Origin of the sequence: Pedobacter cryotolerans, assembly GCF_005116475.1 — a bacterium.
GTDB lineage: Bacteria > Bacteroidota > Bacteroidia > Sphingobacteriales > Sphingobacteriaceae > Pedobacter > Pedobacter cryotolerans.
Map to the genome: position 1 here is coordinate 196,474 of NZ_SWBO01000002.1, position 17,863 is coordinate 214,336.

At 34.0% G+C, this 17,863-nt stretch carries 10 protein-coding genes; 6 read left to right on the forward strand and 4 right to left on the reverse strand.

Features of this window, described 5'->3' with window-relative positions; all coding sequences use genetic code 11:
• The first annotated feature begins 117 nt into the window (after positions 1–117).
• The gene (locus tag FA045_RS03915; RefSeq protein WP_136874687.1) at positions 118–1,749 is read left to right on the forward strand and encodes an ABC-F family ATP-binding cassette domain-containing protein; all 1,632 of its coding nucleotides are present in this window, start codon (positions 118–120) and stop codon (positions 1,747–1,749) included.
• Positions 1,750–1,867: 118 nt separating this feature from the next.
• Here FA045_RS03915 and FA045_RS03920 read toward each other — a convergent pair whose 3' ends face one another.
• Complete coding sequence (locus FA045_RS03920) at positions 1,868–2,638, reverse strand: M90 family metallopeptidase (protein WP_136874689.1); 771 nt, start codon at positions 2,636–2,638, stop codon at positions 1,868–1,870.
• A gap of 62 nt (positions 2,639–2,700) precedes the next feature.
• Positions 2,701–3,219: a glutathione peroxidase gene (locus FA045_RS03925; RefSeq protein ID WP_136874691.1), complete on the reverse strand. Its 519-nt coding sequence runs from the start codon at positions 3,217–3,219 to the stop codon at positions 2,701–2,703.
• 295 nt (positions 3,220–3,514) lie between these two features.
• On the opposite strand from FA045_RS03925, the gene topA reads away from it, so the two are divergent.
• The 5 genes from topA to pbpC all read left to right on the forward strand — a co-directional run bounded on the left by topA (position 3,515) and on the right by pbpC (position 15,744).
• Positions 3,515–6,061 (forward strand): type I DNA topoisomerase, encoded by a 2,547-nt coding sequence (gene topA / locus FA045_RS03930; RefSeq protein ID WP_136874693.1) that lies wholly within the window; start codon positions 3,515–3,517, stop codon positions 6,059–6,061.
• Between the two features lie 72 nt (positions 6,062–6,133).
• Positions 6,134–6,538, forward strand: a complete 405-nt coding sequence (locus FA045_RS03935; RefSeq protein WP_136874695.1) for a hypothetical protein — start codon at positions 6,134–6,136, stop codon at positions 6,536–6,538.
• Between the two features lie 302 nt (positions 6,539–6,840).
• Positions 6,841–12,426, forward strand: a complete 5,586-nt coding sequence (locus FA045_RS03940) for an alpha-2-macroglobulin family protein (RefSeq protein ID WP_136874697.1) — start codon at positions 6,841–6,843, stop codon at positions 12,424–12,426.
• Positions 12,427–12,629: 203 nt separating this feature from the next.
• Positions 12,630–13,181, forward strand: a complete 552-nt coding sequence (locus tag FA045_RS03945) for an REP-associated tyrosine transposase (RefSeq protein ID WP_136874699.1) — start codon at positions 12,630–12,632, stop codon at positions 13,179–13,181.
• A gap of 184 nt (positions 13,182–13,365) precedes the next feature.
• The gene (gene pbpC, locus FA045_RS03950; RefSeq protein ID WP_136874701.1) at positions 13,366–15,744 is read left to right on the forward strand and encodes a penicillin-binding protein 1C; all 2,379 of its coding nucleotides are present in this window, start codon (positions 13,366–13,368) and stop codon (positions 15,742–15,744) included.
• A gap of 1 nt (position 15,745) precedes the next feature.
• Here the strand turns inward: pbpC and FA045_RS03955 are convergent, their stop codons facing one another.
• Together FA045_RS03955 and FA045_RS03960 are read right to left on the reverse strand one after the other, a co-directional pair.
• Positions 15,746–16,474 carry a lysoplasmalogenase gene (locus FA045_RS03955; RefSeq protein WP_136874703.1) on the reverse strand — a complete coding sequence of 243 codons (729 nt, stop codon included), beginning with the start codon at positions 16,472–16,474 and terminating at the stop codon, positions 15,746–15,748.
• Positions 16,455–17,684: a sterol desaturase family protein gene (locus tag FA045_RS03960; RefSeq protein ID WP_136874705.1), complete on the reverse strand. Its 1,230-nt coding sequence runs from the start codon at positions 17,682–17,684 to the stop codon at positions 16,455–16,457. Before FA045_RS03960 ends, FA045_RS03955 begins: the two co-directional genes overlap by 20 nt.
• Positions 17,685–17,863 lie beyond the last annotated feature (179 nt).

A 17,863-nucleotide genomic window follows, 5' to 3' on the forward strand; every position in this document is an offset into this window, starting at 1 on the left:
ATAACAGCAAAAACAAAATTAATTCGTCATTAAGCTATTAAAAACAAATTGAAAACACATTACTATAAAAAACCATTTCTTCAATTATCTTTGCGGCTTATTTTAAAATTCTAAAAATTGATCGACGTAAATAACATCTCCGTATCATTTGGTGGCACAACGCTTTTTAGCGATGTATCTTTTTCTATTAACGAGAACGATAAAATTGCTCTTATGGGTAAAAATGGTGCGGGCAAATCAACTTTGTTAAAAATTATTGCTGGCGAAGGTAAAGCCACTAGCGGGCATATTTCTGGGCCGAAAGAAGCTGTAATTGCCTATTTACCACAACATTTGCTTACCAAAGATGATGTAACTGTTTTTGAAGAAACTTCGAAAGCGTTTAGCGAAGTTTACGTGATGCGTGATGAACTGGAAAGTTTAAATGAGCAATTAAACATCCGAACAGATTATGATACCGACGATTACATGAAGTTAATTGAGCGAGTATCTGAATTGAGTGAGAAATTTTATTCGATTGAAGAAGTAAATTACGATGCTGAGGTAGAAAAAGTATTAAAAGGTTTGGGCTTTTTACGTAGCGATTTTACACGTAAAACTTCAGAATTTTCTGGCGGATGGAGAATGCGTATCGAATTGGCTAAAATCTTACTCAAAAAACCTGATTTAATTTTATTGGATGAACCTACCAACCACATGGATATTGAAAGTATCCAATGGTTAGAAGACTTTTTAATTAACTCGGCCAAAGCGGTAATTGTAATTTCTCACGATAGAGCCTTTGTAGACAACATTACAAACCGCACCATTGAGGTTACGATGGGTCGCATATACGATTACAAAGCGAAGTACACTCATTACCTACAATTGCGTAGAGAACGCCGTGAGCACCAAATAAAAGCCTACGAAGAACAACAACGCTTTATTGCCGATAACCAAGAGTTTATAGATCGTTTTAAAGGCACTTACTCTAAAACTTTGCAAGTACAATCTCGGGTTAAAATGTTAGAGAAATTGGATGTAATTGAAATTGATGAGGTTGATAATTCTGCCTTACGTTTAAAATTCCCTCCTTCTCCTCGTTCTGGAAGTTACCCTGTGATGGTTGAGGAATTGACGAAAGCTTATGGAGATCATGTTGTTTTCGAAAAAGCTAATATGGTTATTGAACGCGGACAGAAAGTTGCTTTTGTGGGTAAAAACGGCGAAGGTAAATCAACCATGATTAAAGCTATAATGAACGAAATTGATTTTGAAGGAGAATTAAAGGTTGGTCACAATGTAAAGATTGGCTATTTCGCTCAAAATCAAGCTGCTTTATTAGATGGAGAATTAACTGTTTTTGATACCATTGACCAGATTGCCGTTGGCGATGTTCGTGTAAAAATTAAAGATTTGCTGGGTGCTTTTATGTTTAGCGGCGATGATACCACAAAAAAAGTTAAAGTTTTATCTGGTGGAGAAAAAACGCGTTTGGCTATGATTAAACTTCTGTTAGAACCAGTTAATATGTTAATTCTTGATGAGCCAACTAACCATTTAGATATGAAAACCAAGGATATCATTAAAGATGCCTTGAAAGATTTTGATGGCACTTTAATCTTAGTATCTCACGATAGAGATTTTTTAGATGGTTTAGCCGAAAAAGTATTTGAATTTGGAAACAAACGTGTTCGCGAACATTTTGAAGACATTAAAGGTTTCTTGGCTTATAAAAAGATGGCTAGTTTAAAGGAGATTGAGAAGTAATTTACTTTTTAGTTAGGTGTTTGCGTCATTCCCGCGAAGGCGGGAATCGTAAAGCATTGAGACCATCTACCTTTTAAAGCATTACGATTGCAAGTCGAGCCAGCAATGACGGAACTAACTATAACTTCTGCCCAAAAGTTTTACTCAACATATCGTACAACCTCGGGTGTTTATCTTTTAAAATTTCTGGTTGCTCAAAAAAGTATTCTGAAACAACAGCAAAAAACTCAGCTTCATTAGTGAGTGCGTAAGGATTAATATCAGATTTGTCATCTTCAATCTCGGCAATTTTTTCTCGCATTAGTTTTATCCAAGGCAAAGTATATTCATGCGCCAATAAATTTGAGGGAATACCATTTACAGCACCATCAGATTTGTCTAACAAATGAACAAACTCATGTATCCCTGTATTTTCTTTACCTGCACTTTTCGAAAATCCGTGTCGCAATGCAGCTAACGATAAAATCATTTGTCCGTTCATAAAACCACTGCCAACCATTCCCATAATATTTCTATCGCCACCTTCAAACTGAAAATCCTTATTAAAAGTATCTGGATATAACAACACGTTAGTTAAATTTTTATATTCCCAATCGTCGAAACCAAATATGGGTATTACTGCACTTGCAGCAACTAACAATCTATCTAAAACTGATAATTCAAGTCCAACTCCTTCTATTTTAACAATGGCTAAAAAACGAGCTATCTTTTTTTCAAATCGCTGCTTTTTTTCGCCATCAAGGCGGATATAAAAATCAACGTGCTCATTTAAAAGTTTAACATCAGCTTTGCTTAATTGGGCTACAACAACTTTTTTCTTTCTAAATATGAAATACAAAGCAACAATAAATACTGCCAATAAGATTAGCCAAGGTAAAATGTTCATCATCAATAATAACAAAAAAACCCAAAACAATTAAGCTTTGGGTTCGATAAAATATTTTATACTAATTATAAGTTCTGTACAATTTTATTATCAAAAGGTGTTGTAGCAGAACGAAATCTGTGCACCAACTGACCTTTTTCGTTAATCAAGAATTTCTCAAAATTCCATTTAATGTCTCCAGTAAAATCAGGATTTTCTTGCGAAGTTAAATAAGCAAACAATGGTGTAATATCATTACCCTTAACACTAACTTTTTCGCTCAATAAAAACGAAACACCAAAATTCTTTTTACAAAAATCTTGTATTTCAGCATTGGTTGCTAATTCTTGACCACCAAAATTACCTGCCGGAAATCCAATTAGTACCAACTCTTTGCCATATTGTTTGTGCAATTTCTCTAAATCTTCGTATTGTTTGGTATATCCACATTTAGATGCAGTATTCACAATCATTATCTTTTTGCCTTTAAACTGAGATAACTTAACTGTTTTTCCATCAATTGTTTTAATGGTATAATCATAAACTGATTTTGGGGGATTTGGTGCAATCCACATCGTAACTAGTAATAATAAGGTATTGATCATTTTATTTTAAGTTTAATTGTTTTAACTGCTAAGTTGTATGAAAAATCAGTCATAGTTCCTCCTTTCTAATCTCTCCCTACTTTATACGAAGATACTTACTAAACAGATTTATTACCTATATATATTACTACTAATGCAATTTTTTACAAAATAAATATAAATACTATTCTAATAGGTTTAAGCCGTGTAATAGAGCTATTTAAACTTCATTTGTAGGTGCTGTTTTTAAAATAAATAGTTCATCAATTTTGATTTTAGCGTTATTTATAGTTTTATTTGCAGAAAAACGTTCTGAATGGCAAAAAATTTACTGATAGTCGAGTCACCTGCAAAAGCTAAAACCATAGAGGGTTATTTAGGAAAAGATTTTTTGGTTAAGTCTAGTTATGGTCATATCCGCGATTTGGTAAAAGGCGATATGGGAATTGATATCGAAAATGATTTTTCTCAAACCTACGAAGTACCTGCCGATAAAAAAGCGCTTGTTGCAGAACTAAAAAAATTAGCTAAAGGTGCCGAAATGGTATGGCTAGCATCCGATGAAGACCGTGAGGGAGAAGCCATTTCTTGGCATTTATACGAAACTTTGGGCTTAAAAGAAAGCAACACCAAACGTATTGTTTTTCATGAAATTACCAAACCAGCAATTTTAAAAGCAATTGATAATCCGCGTACCATAGATTATAACTTAGTTAATGCCCAACAAGCTCGTAGAGTATTGGATAGATTAGTGGGTTTTGAGCTTTCTCCCGTTTTATGGAAAAAAGTAAAACCGTCGCTTTCTGCTGGTCGTGTACAATCTGTAGCTGTACGTTTAATTGTTGATAGAGAAAGAGAAGTTAATAAATTTAATAGTACCGCTGCATTTAAAATAACTGCACAATTTACCACCGGCAACGGAAAAGAAATTGTAAAAGCAGAATTGCCACAACGTTTTGAACAAGCTGCTGATGCGGAAAAATTCTTGCAAGATTGTATCAATGCAGGTTTTGCTGTTAGCAATTTAGAAGTTAAACCAGCAAAACGTAATCCTGCAGCTCCTTTTACCACATCTACCTTACAACAAGAAGCATCACGTAAGTTGGGTTTCTCGGTTGCCAGAACCATGCAAATTGCGCAGCGTTTGTACGAAAATGGTAAAATTACTTATATGAGAACAGATTCAGTTAATCTTTCTCAAACGGCTATAGATGCAGCATCGGCTGAAATTAGATCGGCTTATGGCGATAAATATCATCAACCAAGAGTTTATAAAACAAAATCTGCTGGTGCACAAGAAGCTCACGAGGCCATTCGCCCTACTTATTTTAATCAGCATAGTGTGGATGGAGATAACTCCGAAAAACGCTTGTATGATTTGATTTGGAAACGTGCCATTGCCTCTCAAATGAGCGAAGCAATTTTCGAAAAAACCAATGTCAACATCAGCATATCAACCAGAAAAGAAGAATTATTAGCCGAAGGCGAAGTAATGAAATTTGATGGATTTTTAAAAGTTTATCTTGAATCAACTGATGATGAAGATGAAGAAAATGAAGATAGCAACTTACTTCCGCCATTAGCAAAAGGCCAAGCTTTAAACTTAAAAGAATTAGCTGCGACAGAACGTTTCTCTCGTCCGCCAGCAAGATATACTGAGGCTAGTTTAGTTAAAAAATTAGAAGAATTAGGCATCGGCCGACCATCTACTTATGCCCCTACAATTTCTACGGTTCAAAATCGTGGTTATGTTGTTAAGGAAGATAGAGATGGAAGAAAAAGAGAATTTGGAAGTATGGTTCTGGCTAATGGAAACATTAGTAAAGTAACCAAAACTGAAATTACTGGAGCAGAAAAATCGAAACTCTTCCCTACCGATATTGGCGAAGTTGTAAACGACTTTTTAGTAGAGCATTTTAAAGGAATTGTAGATTTTAATTTTACGGCCAAAGTAGAAAAACAGTTCGATGAAATTGCGCAAGGTTTACAAGAATGGACAAAAATGCTTCATTCTTTTTACACTCCTTTTCACAATGAGGTTGAAGATACCTTAGAAAATGCCGATCGTGCAAATGGCGAGCGTTTATTAGGTATCGACCCAACGACTGGTAAAAATGTTTATGCTAAAGTTGGGCGTTATGGTCCTTTAGTTCAAATAGGAGAATTATCTGATGATGAGGAAGATAAGCCTCGTTATGCAAGTTTAGGTAAAACACAATCTGTTGGTACAGTTACTTTAGAAGAAGCACTAGATCAATTTAAATTACCTTTCCAATTAGAAGATTACCAAGATAAAGAAGTATCAGTTGGGGTTGGTCGTTTTGGTCCTTACGTAAAATGGGGCGATGCATTTATTTCTATTCCAAAAAATGAAGATCCATTAACAGTTGACCAAGCGAGAGCCATAGAAATTATTGGCGAAAAAATTACTGCCGATGCTCCTGTTGCTGAATATGAAGGTTTACCAGTTACTAAAGGAACTGGTCGTTTCGGTCCTTTTATCAAATGGAACAGCCTATTTATCAATGTACCTAAAGCATATAATTTCGATGCACTTTCTGCAAACGATATTAAGGAATTGATTGAGAAAAAGATCGAGAAAGAGAACAACCGCTATATTCAGCAATGGGATAGTGAGAAAATTGCGATAGAAAATGGTAGATGGGGACCTTTTATCCGTTTCGGTAAAGAAATGTTGAAATTGAGAAATAACCCAAAAACTAAAGCAAAATATACAGCAGAAGAATTAGCAGAAATACCTTTGGATGATGTTAAAAAACTAATCGTAGAACAATTACCTAAAGCGTTTGATGTTAAGAAAAAAGCGCCTGCGAAAAAGAAAGTAGTAGCGAAGAAGAAGTAACCCCCTACCCCCTGAAGGGGGAATAGAGGAAATTAACACATTTTACAAAAAGCCCCTTTAGGGGTTTGGGGTATGAAAAAAGATTTACCAGAAAATATAGTTGAAGATGTTGCTATTGCAGTTGCTTTAGTTGGCGAAACTGCAGAAGTTGGTAGTTGGACGGTTTATGTGGTAAATTTTAAAAATGAACCAATTTCCAATGTTTTAATAACTTCTAAAGGATACGGAGAAAAAGATGGTAAACAGGTTAAAACATCTTTACTTAGACATTCTATAGGTGATTTAGCAGAAAATTCTTTTGCAGGTGTTGAAGCCATTGATCCTGCTGTATTTGGTTTAACAAACGAATATTGGCTAAGCTATTACATTGGCAATACAATTTTCGATAAGAAATTTATCTTCCTCCCAGAAAGTATTGTAGAAAACAACCTAATTAGAGTGCCAGTTTTAAATAAACCAGGAGTGATGATTAAGTAAATTTAGTTGGTGGGTTTTAATGTTGTGTTTTACACTGCTGTTGCCATCTAAACCGTATTGAAGCGGTATCCTTTTTTGGAATACCTTAACAAACTTACGAAGTCTCCACTAACCGAAATAAGATAGACTTCGTAAGTTTTGGCACTAAAGCCAAAAAAGATTTAGCGTAAAGACGGGCTTCCATTACCTATTTACTCATCATTTGATTTACTAACAATCTATAAACTTAGTTGATAAATAATTTCTTTTAACCAATTCTTTTTTACCTAAATTTCATACAACATTTACCCATGTAATTTTGTATGAAAAACAGTCTAAAATACTCCTCTTCAACTTTCAAAAAATTGCTTTTTGCTGCAGTAGGCGTAATGTCTTTAGTAGCAATTTATTTTCTATTTTTTAATAAAAAGAAAGAACAAGATAATCAAGCTTATGCCAAATATGTAGAATCGTATACTTCGGGCACTATTTCTAAAAAGAGTTCAATTAAAATTCATTTGGCCAGTTCGGTTAAAAGTTTAAGCGATTTAGGTAAACCTGATGAAAGGGAAATTTTAGATTTCTCGCCAAATATTAAAGGAAAAACCTTTTGGTTAGATCCGCAAACGATAGAATTTAGGCCAGATGAACCTTTAAAACCTGATCAAAAATATGAGGCTACGCTAAATTTAAGCGCTATAACTACTACAGAAAAAGGCTTAGAAAAATTTGATTTTGATTTTAAGGTGATTAAGCCAGGGATGAATTTACTGCAAAACGGTTTAGTTTCGCAAAACAACACTTCGCTCACCTACATGAAATTAAGTGGAGAAATTAACACTTCTGATGATGAAGATCAGCAAAAAATAGAGCAATCTTTAGCTATAAATTTTGACCAGAAATTAAAGATCAAATGGACACATGAACCTCAAAAGCACCGTTCTGTTTTTGTGATTGATAGTATTAAAAAAATAAATAAAGCAACCGATTTAATTTTAAAATGGAATGGAGAAGAAATAGATGCAGATGAGGATAAAGGTGAAGAAAAGATTGTGGTACCTGCAAAAACGATATTTAAAGTATTGGATATTAAAGCTATACAAGGAGCCGAAGATTATGCTTTAATACAATGCAGTAATCCGGTTAATGTTGCGCAAGATTTAAATGGTTTAATTTCTTTAGGGGATTTACAAGATCTTCGTTTTACAATTGATGCCAGCCAAATTAAAGTTTATGCACCAAATGAGTTACAAGGCAATTACACTGTTAATGTAAATTCAGCAATTACTGATATAGAAGATCAAAAACTCGAAACAAATAAAGCAGCAAACATTATTTTTGAAGATAAATTACCATCTGTTACTATTGCAGGTTCGGGCACAATTTTGCCAAATTCTGGCAAATTGGTTTTGCCATTTGAAGCCGTAAACCTAAAAGCAGTTGATGTTACCGTTATTAAAATTTATGAAAATAACATTCCTCAGTTTTTTCAGGTTAACAATTACAAAGAAGGGAATGAATTAAGAAGAGTTGCCAAACCGGTTGTTCAAAAAACTATCCGTTTAGATGAAGATAAAGCGGTTAATCTGCACAAAAAAACTCGTTTTACTTTAGATTTAGATAAACTGATTAGAACTGAACCAGGAGCCATGTATCGGGTAACTATTGGTTTTAGGAAAGAATATAATGTTTATGAATGCACAGATTTGTCTGCATCAAACAATAGTGATAATGATTATGAGGAAGATTATGATAGCTATGGTGAGAAAATTGATGAGGATGATGAATTTTGGAATGCCTACCAAAATTATTACCCAAATAATTACAGATGGAGCGATAAAGATAATCCTTGTACACCTTCTTATTATACCAACGAACGCTGGGCAAGCAGAAATCTTTTAGCCTCTAACATTGGCTTGGTAGCTAAAAGAGGTAATGACAATAGCATGCTAATTGTTGCTACCGATTTGTTAACTGCAAAACCTTTAAGTGGCGTAAGTTTAGAATTACAAGATTACCAACGCCAAATTTTAACAACCGTAAAAACAGATGGTGATGGTTTGGCTATTTTTGACCTAAAAAGAAAACCATTTTTATTGATAGCCAGAAATGGAAATGAACGTGGGTATCTGAAATTAGATGATGGCAATTCATTACCATTAAGCAGATTTGATGTTGGTGGTGATGTTGTACAAAATGGCGTAAAAGGCTTTATTTATGGCGAACGTGGTGTTTGGCGCCCAGGGGATAGTGTTTTTGTTTCGTTTATTTTAGAAGACAAACAGAAAAAACTACCTGCAAATTATCCAGTTACATTCGAATTTTTTAATCCAAAGGGACAATTATCCAAACGAACTGTAGTTACACAAGCTTTAAATGGGTTTTATACTTTTAAAACTGCTACTGATAATACTGCTCCAACTGGTAATTGGCTAGTGAAAGCAAAAGTGGGTGGTGCATCGTTTTCAAAAACGATTAAAATTGAAACCATTATGCCTAACAGATTAAAAATCAATTTTAATTTGGGCGGAAAAACTTATCTAGGTAATGGCTCATCATCTGCTACTACCCTATCTGCAAAATGGCTTTTTGGTACACCAGCACAAAATTTAAAGGCTAAGGTTGATGTAAATCTAAATACTACAGAAACAAAATTTAAGAGTTTTGATGGTTACTCATTTGACAATCCGACAGTAAATTTCGAATCGCAAATTAAAACAATTTTCGAAGGCACCTTAAACGCGGCCGGAAATGCAACAATAAATACTAATCTGAGTGAAAACGATGCCGCTCCAGGTATATTGAGAGCAAATTTTAGCACTAAAGTATTTGAGCCAGGAGGTAATTTCAGCATCGATAACTTTAGCATTCCCTACCATGTTTACAATAATTATTTAGGTGTTAAAGCTCCTGATGGTGATAAATTGAGCGGTATGTTATTAACCGATAGAGACCACAAAGTGGAAATTGTAAATGTTAACAGGGATGGAAAATTATTAGGCGGTAGCAAAACAGTAACTGTTGAATTATATAAAGTGCAATGGCGTTGGTGGTGGGAACAAGACAATCAACAAAGTTACGCCAACTTTACTCAAAACGAATATAACAAACTGATTACCAAGCAATATGTAAATTTAAACAACGGTAAAGGAAGTTACACGTTACGCATAAACGAACCAAATTGGGGCAGATATTTAATTTTGGTAAGGGATGAAAATGGCGGTCATACTACCGGAAAATCTGTTTATGTAGATTGGCCAGGTTGGGCACAACGTGAACAGGGCGACAATCCAACTGAAGCTTCAATGTTATCATTTACCGCCAATAAAAATAAGTTTAATGTTGGTGAAGATATTACTTTAACCATCCCGACAGGCGAAAATGGTAAAGCTTTGGTTTCAATAGAAAATGGTAGTAAGGTTTTAAAAACCTATTGGGTTGATACTAAAAAAGGCCAAACACAATTTAGTTTTAAGGCTGAGAAAAATATGGCGCCAAATGTTTTCGCAAATATTACCTTATTACAACCTCATGCCCAAACTTTAAATGATTTACCAATTAGAATGTATGGTGCAATTCCATTAACTATAGAAGACCCAGAAACTATACTAAAACCTGTAATTAAAATGGCTGCTACTTTAAAACCTGAAGTAGAAAGCACTATATCAGTTTCGGAAACTAACGGCAAAGCGATGACTTATACCATTGCCTTGGTTGACGAAGGTTTGTTAGACTTAACTCGTTTTAAAACACCAGATCCTCATGCTGTATTTTATGCCAGAGAAGGTTTAGGCGTTAAAACATGGGATTTATTTGATCAGGTTTTAGGCGCATGGGGCGGAAATTTAGAACGTATTCTAAGTATCGGTGGCGATGGATCAGTAAATAGAAATTTAAATCCTGCAAAGGCTAACCGATTTAAGCCTGTTGTTAAGTTTATGGGGCCATTTTACTTAGCCAAAGGAGAAAATAAAACCCATAAATTTACTTTACCACAATACATCGGCTCGGTTAGAGCAATGGTTATTGCCGGACAAAATGGTGCTTATGGTTATGCAGAAAAAGCAGTAGAAGTTAAAAAACCTTTAATGGTTTTGGCAACCTTACCGAGGGTAATTGGCCCTGGTGAAAGTTTTACTTTGCCTGTAAATATTTTTGCAACTAATAATAACCTTAAAAATGTATCTGTACAATTACTGAGTAGTAATTTAACAGTAGATGGTATAAAAACGCAACAATTAAGCTTTAAACAAGCAGGCGAGCAAATGACTTATTTCCAAGTTGTTGCAGCTAATAGTGTTGGTGTAGCAAAGGTTAAAATTATTGCACAAAGTGGAAGCGAAAAAACAGTTTACGATGTAGAAATGGATATTCGAAATCCAAATCCATACGTCACAAATGTAGTTTCGGCAACTATCCAACCTAAACAAAGTTGGAGTATGAAATATGCACCAATTGGTATGAAAGGAACAAACTCTGGTTCTATTGAAATATCATCTATCCCTCCTATCAATTTAAATAAACGTTTAAGTTATCTAATTCAATACCCTCACGGATGTGTAGAGCAAACAACTTCTAGTGTTTTCCCTCAACTAATGTTAGATAAATTAACACCACTTTCTACACAGAAAAAAGCAGAAGTTGAGCGAAACATTAAAACTGGTTTAAATAGATTAAAAGGTTTCCAAACTACTGATGGCGGTTTAAGTTATTGGCCAGGAAATGCAACTGCAGATGAATGGGGAACAAACTACGCTGGTCATTTTTTAATTGAAGCACAAAATGCTGGTTATACTTTACCTGCCGGGATGTTTGATGAGTTAATTCGCTTTCAAAAAACAAAGGCAAATAATTGGGTGCCAAATTCAGAAAACTTTTACGGTGGCGATATTAGCCAGGCCTATCGTTTATACGTTTTGGCTCTAGCTAAAAAACCAGAAATGGCCGCTATGAATAGGCTTCGTGGTTTTGAATATCTTTCTGTTGCTGCAAAATGGCGTTTGGCTGCTGCCTATCAACTAGCAGGACAAGCGGCCGCGGCAAATGCATTAATTAATGGATTAGAAAAAACTGTTAAACCTTACAACCAATTAAGTGGTACTTATGGTTCAGATTTAAGGGATGAAGCAATGATTATGGAGACCTTAACCTTAATGGGCAAAAAAAGCCAGGCAGCTCAATTGTTAACAAAAGTTGCTTCGAGATTAGGACAAGATACTTGGTACAGTACCCAAACAACAGCATATAGTTTATTAGCCATTGCTAAATTTTGCGGTCAAAATAGTTCGGCTAATAAACTGCAGTATAATTATATTTTAGATGGTGCAAAAGGCAGTACAAATAGCGAGCAATATTTAAATAGTACAGCATTAACATTTAAAAACAATTCAGCAAGCATTACAAATACAGGTAATAATGTATTGTTTGTGAGGTTAATTTTGCAAGGTCAGCCAATTGCTGGTCAAAATAATTTCTTACCAAATAATGCTGATGTGTTAGATATGAGTGTGGCTTACAAAACATTAAATGGTAGAAATTTAGATCCTACAATATTAAAACAAGGAACTGATTTTTATGCAGAGGTAACAGTGAAAAATCCAGGTAAAATGGGTTTTTATGAGCAAATGGCATTAACACAGATTTTCCCTTCTGGTTGGGAAATTATTAACACGAGATTGAGTGATAATGAAGGTGCTTTAACTTCTGCTCCTTATACCTACCGAGATGTAAGAGATGATCGTGTATTTACTTATTTCAACATTCGGGAAAATGAAACGCTGATTTATCGTGTATTATTAAATGCATCTTACATTGGTAAATACTATTTATCGGCTGTGCAGTGCGAAGCGATGTATAATAACAATATTAGCGCAACTAAAGCTGGTAAATGGGTACAGGTGGTTAAATAGGTTTATAGATTTCAATAGTAGCGAGACGAATACTAGTCGTAGCGTCTCGCTACGACTTAAAAAGCACTATCTTAATATGTATAATTGATTTATATTAAAGGCCTTAGCGATAAGCTAAGACCAGTGTTTCCACTAAAGTACTAGTCGTAGCGTCTCGCTACGACTTAAAATTAAATAACTAAATAAATAATAAAATACAACTAATGGGAAGGAAATACAAATTTCACGATGATAGAAAATTATATTTTGTAACATTTACAGTTATTGATTGGATTGATATTTTCACTAGAAACGAATACACAGAAATTATTTATGATTCTATAAAATATTGTCAACAAAATAAAGGTTTAGAGGTTTATGCGTATTGTATAATGACCAATCATATCCATCTAATAATAGGCTCTGAGCATAATGTATTATCAGATATTGTAAGAGATTTTAAAAGTTTTACTTCCAGACAAATTAGAAAAGAAATTATTAATAATCCAATAGAAAGTCGTAAAGTTTGGACGTTAGATTTAATGGAAAAACAAGGATTGGCTAATGATAGAAATAAGGATTTTCAATTTTGGCAACAACACAATCATCCAATAGAATTAAGCACCAATGAAATGTTAGACCAACGCCTTAATTACATTCATCAGAACCCAGTAAAAGCTGGTTTTGTTGAAAAAGAAGAGGAATGGTTAAATAGTAGTGCAGGCGATTATTATGGAATAAGAAAAGGTAAAATCGATTTGATTTTTATAGATTGATAAAATGGTTGTAGCGAGACGCTACGACCAGTGATCGATACTATCCAAAGCTATTCTAGTCGTAGCGTCTCGCTAAGACTTAAAAAATATGTCGTAATACAAATAATTGATTTAGATTAGGGTCGTAGCGAGACGCTACGACCAGTGTATCCAATAACCGAAATATAGCGGATAATAAAACAAAATGTACAAACAAAAAGCACTTCTAATTTCAGACATCATTTGCTTATTGTTATTTGTAATTTTCCTATTTTCCTTACCTAAACAACTTTTCAAATCCCCTACTTCTTATGTATTGGAAGCCAGTAATGGCGAGTTACTAAGCGCTTCAATTGCAAGCGATGGCCAATGGCGATTTCCAGTTGCCGATAGCGTGCCAGTTAAATTTGTAAAATGCATAACTGCTTTTGAGGATAAGCGTTACTTCTTGCATTTTGGGGTAGATCCTGTTGCGATGAGCAGGGCGATGAAACTAAATTTGAAAGCTAAAGCTGTGGTTAGTGGTGGTAGTACCTTAACAATGCAAGTTATGCGGTTATCGCGAAAGCAAAACCGTAGTATTTGGCAAAAACTAACTGAAATGTGGTTGGCAACAAGATTAGAATTTACGTACTCCAAAAAAGAAATAATAGGATTATACGCTGCAAATGCTCCATTTGGTAGTAATGTGGTAGGTTTAGATGCAGCAAGTTGGCGTTATTATGGTCGTAAAGCAGAGAATTTATCTTGGGGCGAAATGGCAACATTGGCAGTATTACCCAATAGTCCATCGTTGGTTCATCCTGGAAAAAATTCAGTAAGATTAATTAAAAAACGAAATGATTTATTAGATAAGTTGGTAAAGCTAAACATCATCGACCAACAAACAGCGAACCTATCTAAATCAGAACCAATTCCGAGCAATCCACTACCATTGCCTCAAAATGCACCACATTTGTTAAGCAGGTTTAAGGAAGAAAGAAAATCTTTACAAATCAGTTCTACGAGCCTAAAAACAACCATAGATTACGATTTACAGTTAAAATTAAACGAACTACTTAAACGCTACAACAATCGCTATAAAGCAAATGGGATTAATAACATTGCAGCCTTGGTAATAGATGTAAAGACTGGAACGGTAATGAGTTACATCGGCAATTGCTATCAGCCAGAAAATGCTGCTTTTGAAAGTTATGTTGATATGATAAAAGCACCTAGAAGTCCGGGGAGTACCTTAAAACCATTGCTTTATGCTAGTATGCTAACAGATGGAATGTTATTGCCTAAAACATTGGTGGCAGATGTGCCTACACAAATTTCGGGTTATACCCCTCAAAATTACGATTTAGGTTACGATGGAGCCATCTCGGCAGATAAAGCTTTAAGCAGATCGCTGAATATTCCGGCAGTAAAAATGTTGCAGCAATATAAATACGAAAGATTTTACGACAAATTAAAAAAATTAAATTTCTCTACTTTAAATCAGCCTGCAGATCATTATGGCTTATCGCTAATTTTGGGCGGAAGCGAAGTTACAATGTGGGATTTAGCCAAAAGTTATATGGGAATGGCCAAAACATTGAACCAATATAACGAATATCAAGGTAAATATAATCCACACGATTATGATGCACCAGTTTATGCAAAAGAACAAAAATCATCCTTCAAAAAAGAAGAAACAGAGTTAAATTCTATCTTAGATCATGGCTCTATTTGGGCAACTTTTAATGCAATGGAAGAAGTAATGCGACCAGGTGATGAAGGTTTATGGGAACAATTTTCATCATCGCAGCGCATAGCTTGGAAGACTGGAACAAGCTTTGGTTTTAGAGATGCTTGGGCAATTGGCTTAACACCAGATTATGTAGTTTGTGTTTGGGTGGGCAATGCCGATGGAGAAGGTAGACCGGGTTTGGTTGGTATCGATATAGCAGCACCCGTTCTGTTTGATATTTTCAGACAACTACCATCATCTAAATGGTTTGTAACCCCGCAAACAAAGCTGAAGAAAATGCTTGTTTGTAAACAAAGTGGATATAAAGCAGGAGATTTTTGTACAGATAAATCATTAGAACTTGTGTCTTTTGCTGCCGAAAAAACAAATACTTGCCCCTACCATAAATTAATACATTTAGATAAAACAGGGACGTTTAGAGTAACAGATGATTGTGAAACAACAAGCTCGATGATACATCAGAAATGGTTCGTTTTACCACCATCTATGGAATATTATTATAAAATTAAACATAGCGAATACAAGATTTTACCGCCATTTAAACAAGGATGTGATGTTGTTGGAAATGCTGTAATGGATATGATTTATCCTAAAAATAATGCTACAGTGTATATTCCTATAGAATTGGATGGTACAAGAGGAAAAGTAATTTTAAATGCTGCACATAGAAATACAGAGCGTAAAATTTATTGGCACATTGACCAAGAATATATTGGTAGCACAAAGTCTTTCCATCAAATTGCTATAAGTCCGCAACCAGGTAAACATACGTTAACCTTAGTAGATGAAAAGGGTGAACGTTTGGTTCAGGTTTTCACAATATTGGATAAAGATAAAAAAACCAATTAATTTATCTGTTGCTAGGGTCTATGGCCATAGACTTTCTTAGTTTTCGCTCAACAGCGCCAATAGTAATTAGAAACTGTGCCAACATATAAGTAGACATAATAACCAAACCAGCACCTTTAAACGGATTTACAAATTTATTGTAGGCCAAAACAGAATCTGAAATTAGAAATAATATAGCACCAAAAAAAATCAATTGATAACTTAAGGTACTTACTCTACCCTTTCTGTTTACAGCCATCATGGCCATTAACGATATTACAAAAGCATAAATCAATACCGGAATTTTCATCCCACCTAAATGTGGTCTAATGAATAAATAAAATACTGCACAAAAAACACCAAATACAACTAAAGCAATTCTGGTAGCTGCTTTTTCTATAGATGGATTCCATTTATAATCTAAATAAAATGCTGAGATGTACAATAAATGGCCGATTAAAAAGGCTATTAAGCCGTACATAAAGAAAGCTCCATTAACATCAACAAACATCAATAAACAATCGCCTATTAAACCAAATAAAAGACCAATGAAAATTCTTTTCGCAAACCTTCCATTTAGTTGCGTTTTAAAAGCATAAAACATCATCAATGAAATAGTAATTGAAGGTTTTATGATAAATTTAAAATTTCCTAATACTAAATGAGTGGTTTTTTCATCCAACAGTGTAATTAATTGAATAATGAATATAATGGCAAAGGCGAAACTAAATTCAAGATATTTTTTGAGCATTAGAAGAGAAATATTGTAAATAAAAAAACCAAATTAATGAAACAATTTGCAAAATAACTACTGTTACTAATAAATTATCAAAAATGGGTAAGTCTTTAAAAAATAATAGTACAACTAAGCTTAAACCAATTCTACCATATTCAAATTTTTTAACCCATTTTTTATCTTCAAGCAATGCTCCACAGCTTAATAAGATTAAAATTACTTGAATGGAGGCTATGCCTACTTGATAAATATTTATTTTAGCGTATAAAAACAATAAGGCAGAACCTAAGGTTAATGCAATAAGAAATTGAAAAATAACATACCCTATAACATATTTACTATGTACAGTATCAAATTTTTTATAATTAACCGTATCAATTTCTGGAGCAAATTTAAAACCACCTAACGAAGCTGGAAACCATCCAGGAGGTTTTACAAATACCCTAAACTTTTCGCCAATATGATTAGTCTTTTTAGCCGTATTCCATAGTTCATTCCAATAATGAACATTTGCCCAAACAGGGTTCCAGCTAGCTAATGGGGTAGTAATACCATAATAAACCTCTTCTTCTTCTTTCTGAAAAGTACCAAACAGCTTATCCCAAATAATTAATGAGCCGGCATGGTTTTTATCTATATATTTTGGATTGCTGCCGTGATGAACTCTATGATGTGAAGGTGTATTTAGAATATGTTCCAAAAACCCCATACTTTTAATAGCTCTGGTGTGTATCCAAAATTGATATAAAGTATTAAAAGCACTTAAGGTAAGAAACATTAACGGATCGAAACCTACAAAAGCTAAAGGCAAATAAAATACCCAAGAAAACCAACTTTGAAACCAAGATTGTCTTAATGCAACAGTTAAATTATACTCTTCTGATTGATGATGAACAATATGAGCTGCCCACAGTGCATTAATTTGATGGCTCATTCGATGAAACCAATAATAGAAAAAGTCTACCCCAATAAAAAGTATAATCCATACCCAAATGGTTTGTGGTAAATCAAATAATCTCCAATTTTCGAAAACATATTTATAGCCAAAAAACAAGGCTGTTTTCATAAACAAGCCTGTAATTTGCGAGCCTATACCCAGACTTAGATTTGCAATTGAATCGTTTAACCGGTAATAGCCTAATTTTTTATAAAATGAATAGGCCAATTCTATCACTATAAGAATAAAAAATACTGGTACAGATAACGCAATGTAATCAACTTTCATTACTCTAATTTAGAAAAAATCCGTCATTTCTAAAATTTAACAAAGTTGATGATTAGCTCAATTAAATTTGAGGTAAAAAAATTGCGGATCCAAGACCCGCAATCAATATGTATTCGAAACCATTTTTATTAGTTTCAAAAAAATAAGACATAAATAAACCAACTATTAAAATTGGTTTG

Excerpts from the sequence above, each read along its gene's own strand:
- FA045_RS03945 (WP_136874699.1), top strand. The coding sequence starts at position 12,630 with ATGGGAAGGAAATACAAATTTCACGATGATAGAAAATTATATTTTGTA.
- topA (WP_136874693.1), top strand. The coding sequence starts at position 3,515 with ATGGCAAAAAATTTACTGATAGTCGAGTCACCTGCAAAAGCTAAAACC.
- pbpC (WP_136874701.1), top strand. The coding sequence starts at position 13,366 with ATGTACAAACAAAAAGCACTTCTAATTTCAGACATCATTTGCTTATTG.
- FA045_RS03955 (WP_136874703.1), bottom strand. The coding sequence starts at position 16,474 with ATGCTCAAAAAATATCTTGAATTTAGTTTCGCCTTTGCCATTATATTC.
- FA045_RS03960 (WP_136874705.1), bottom strand. The coding sequence starts at position 17,684 with ATGAAAGTTGATTACATTGCGTTATCTGTACCAGTATTTTTTATTCTT.
- FA045_RS03925 (WP_136874691.1), bottom strand. The coding sequence starts at position 3,219 with ATGATCAATACCTTATTATTACTAGTTACGATGTGGATTGCACCAAAT.
- FA045_RS03920 (WP_136874689.1), bottom strand. The coding sequence starts at position 2,638 with ATGATGAACATTTTACCTTGGCTAATCTTATTGGCAGTATTTATTGTT.
- FA045_RS03940 (WP_136874697.1), top strand. The coding sequence starts at position 6,841 with ATGAAAAACAGTCTAAAATACTCCTCTTCAACTTTCAAAAAATTGCTT.
- FA045_RS03935 (WP_136874695.1), top strand. The coding sequence starts at position 6,134 with ATGAAAAAAGATTTACCAGAAAATATAGTTGAAGATGTTGCTATTGCA.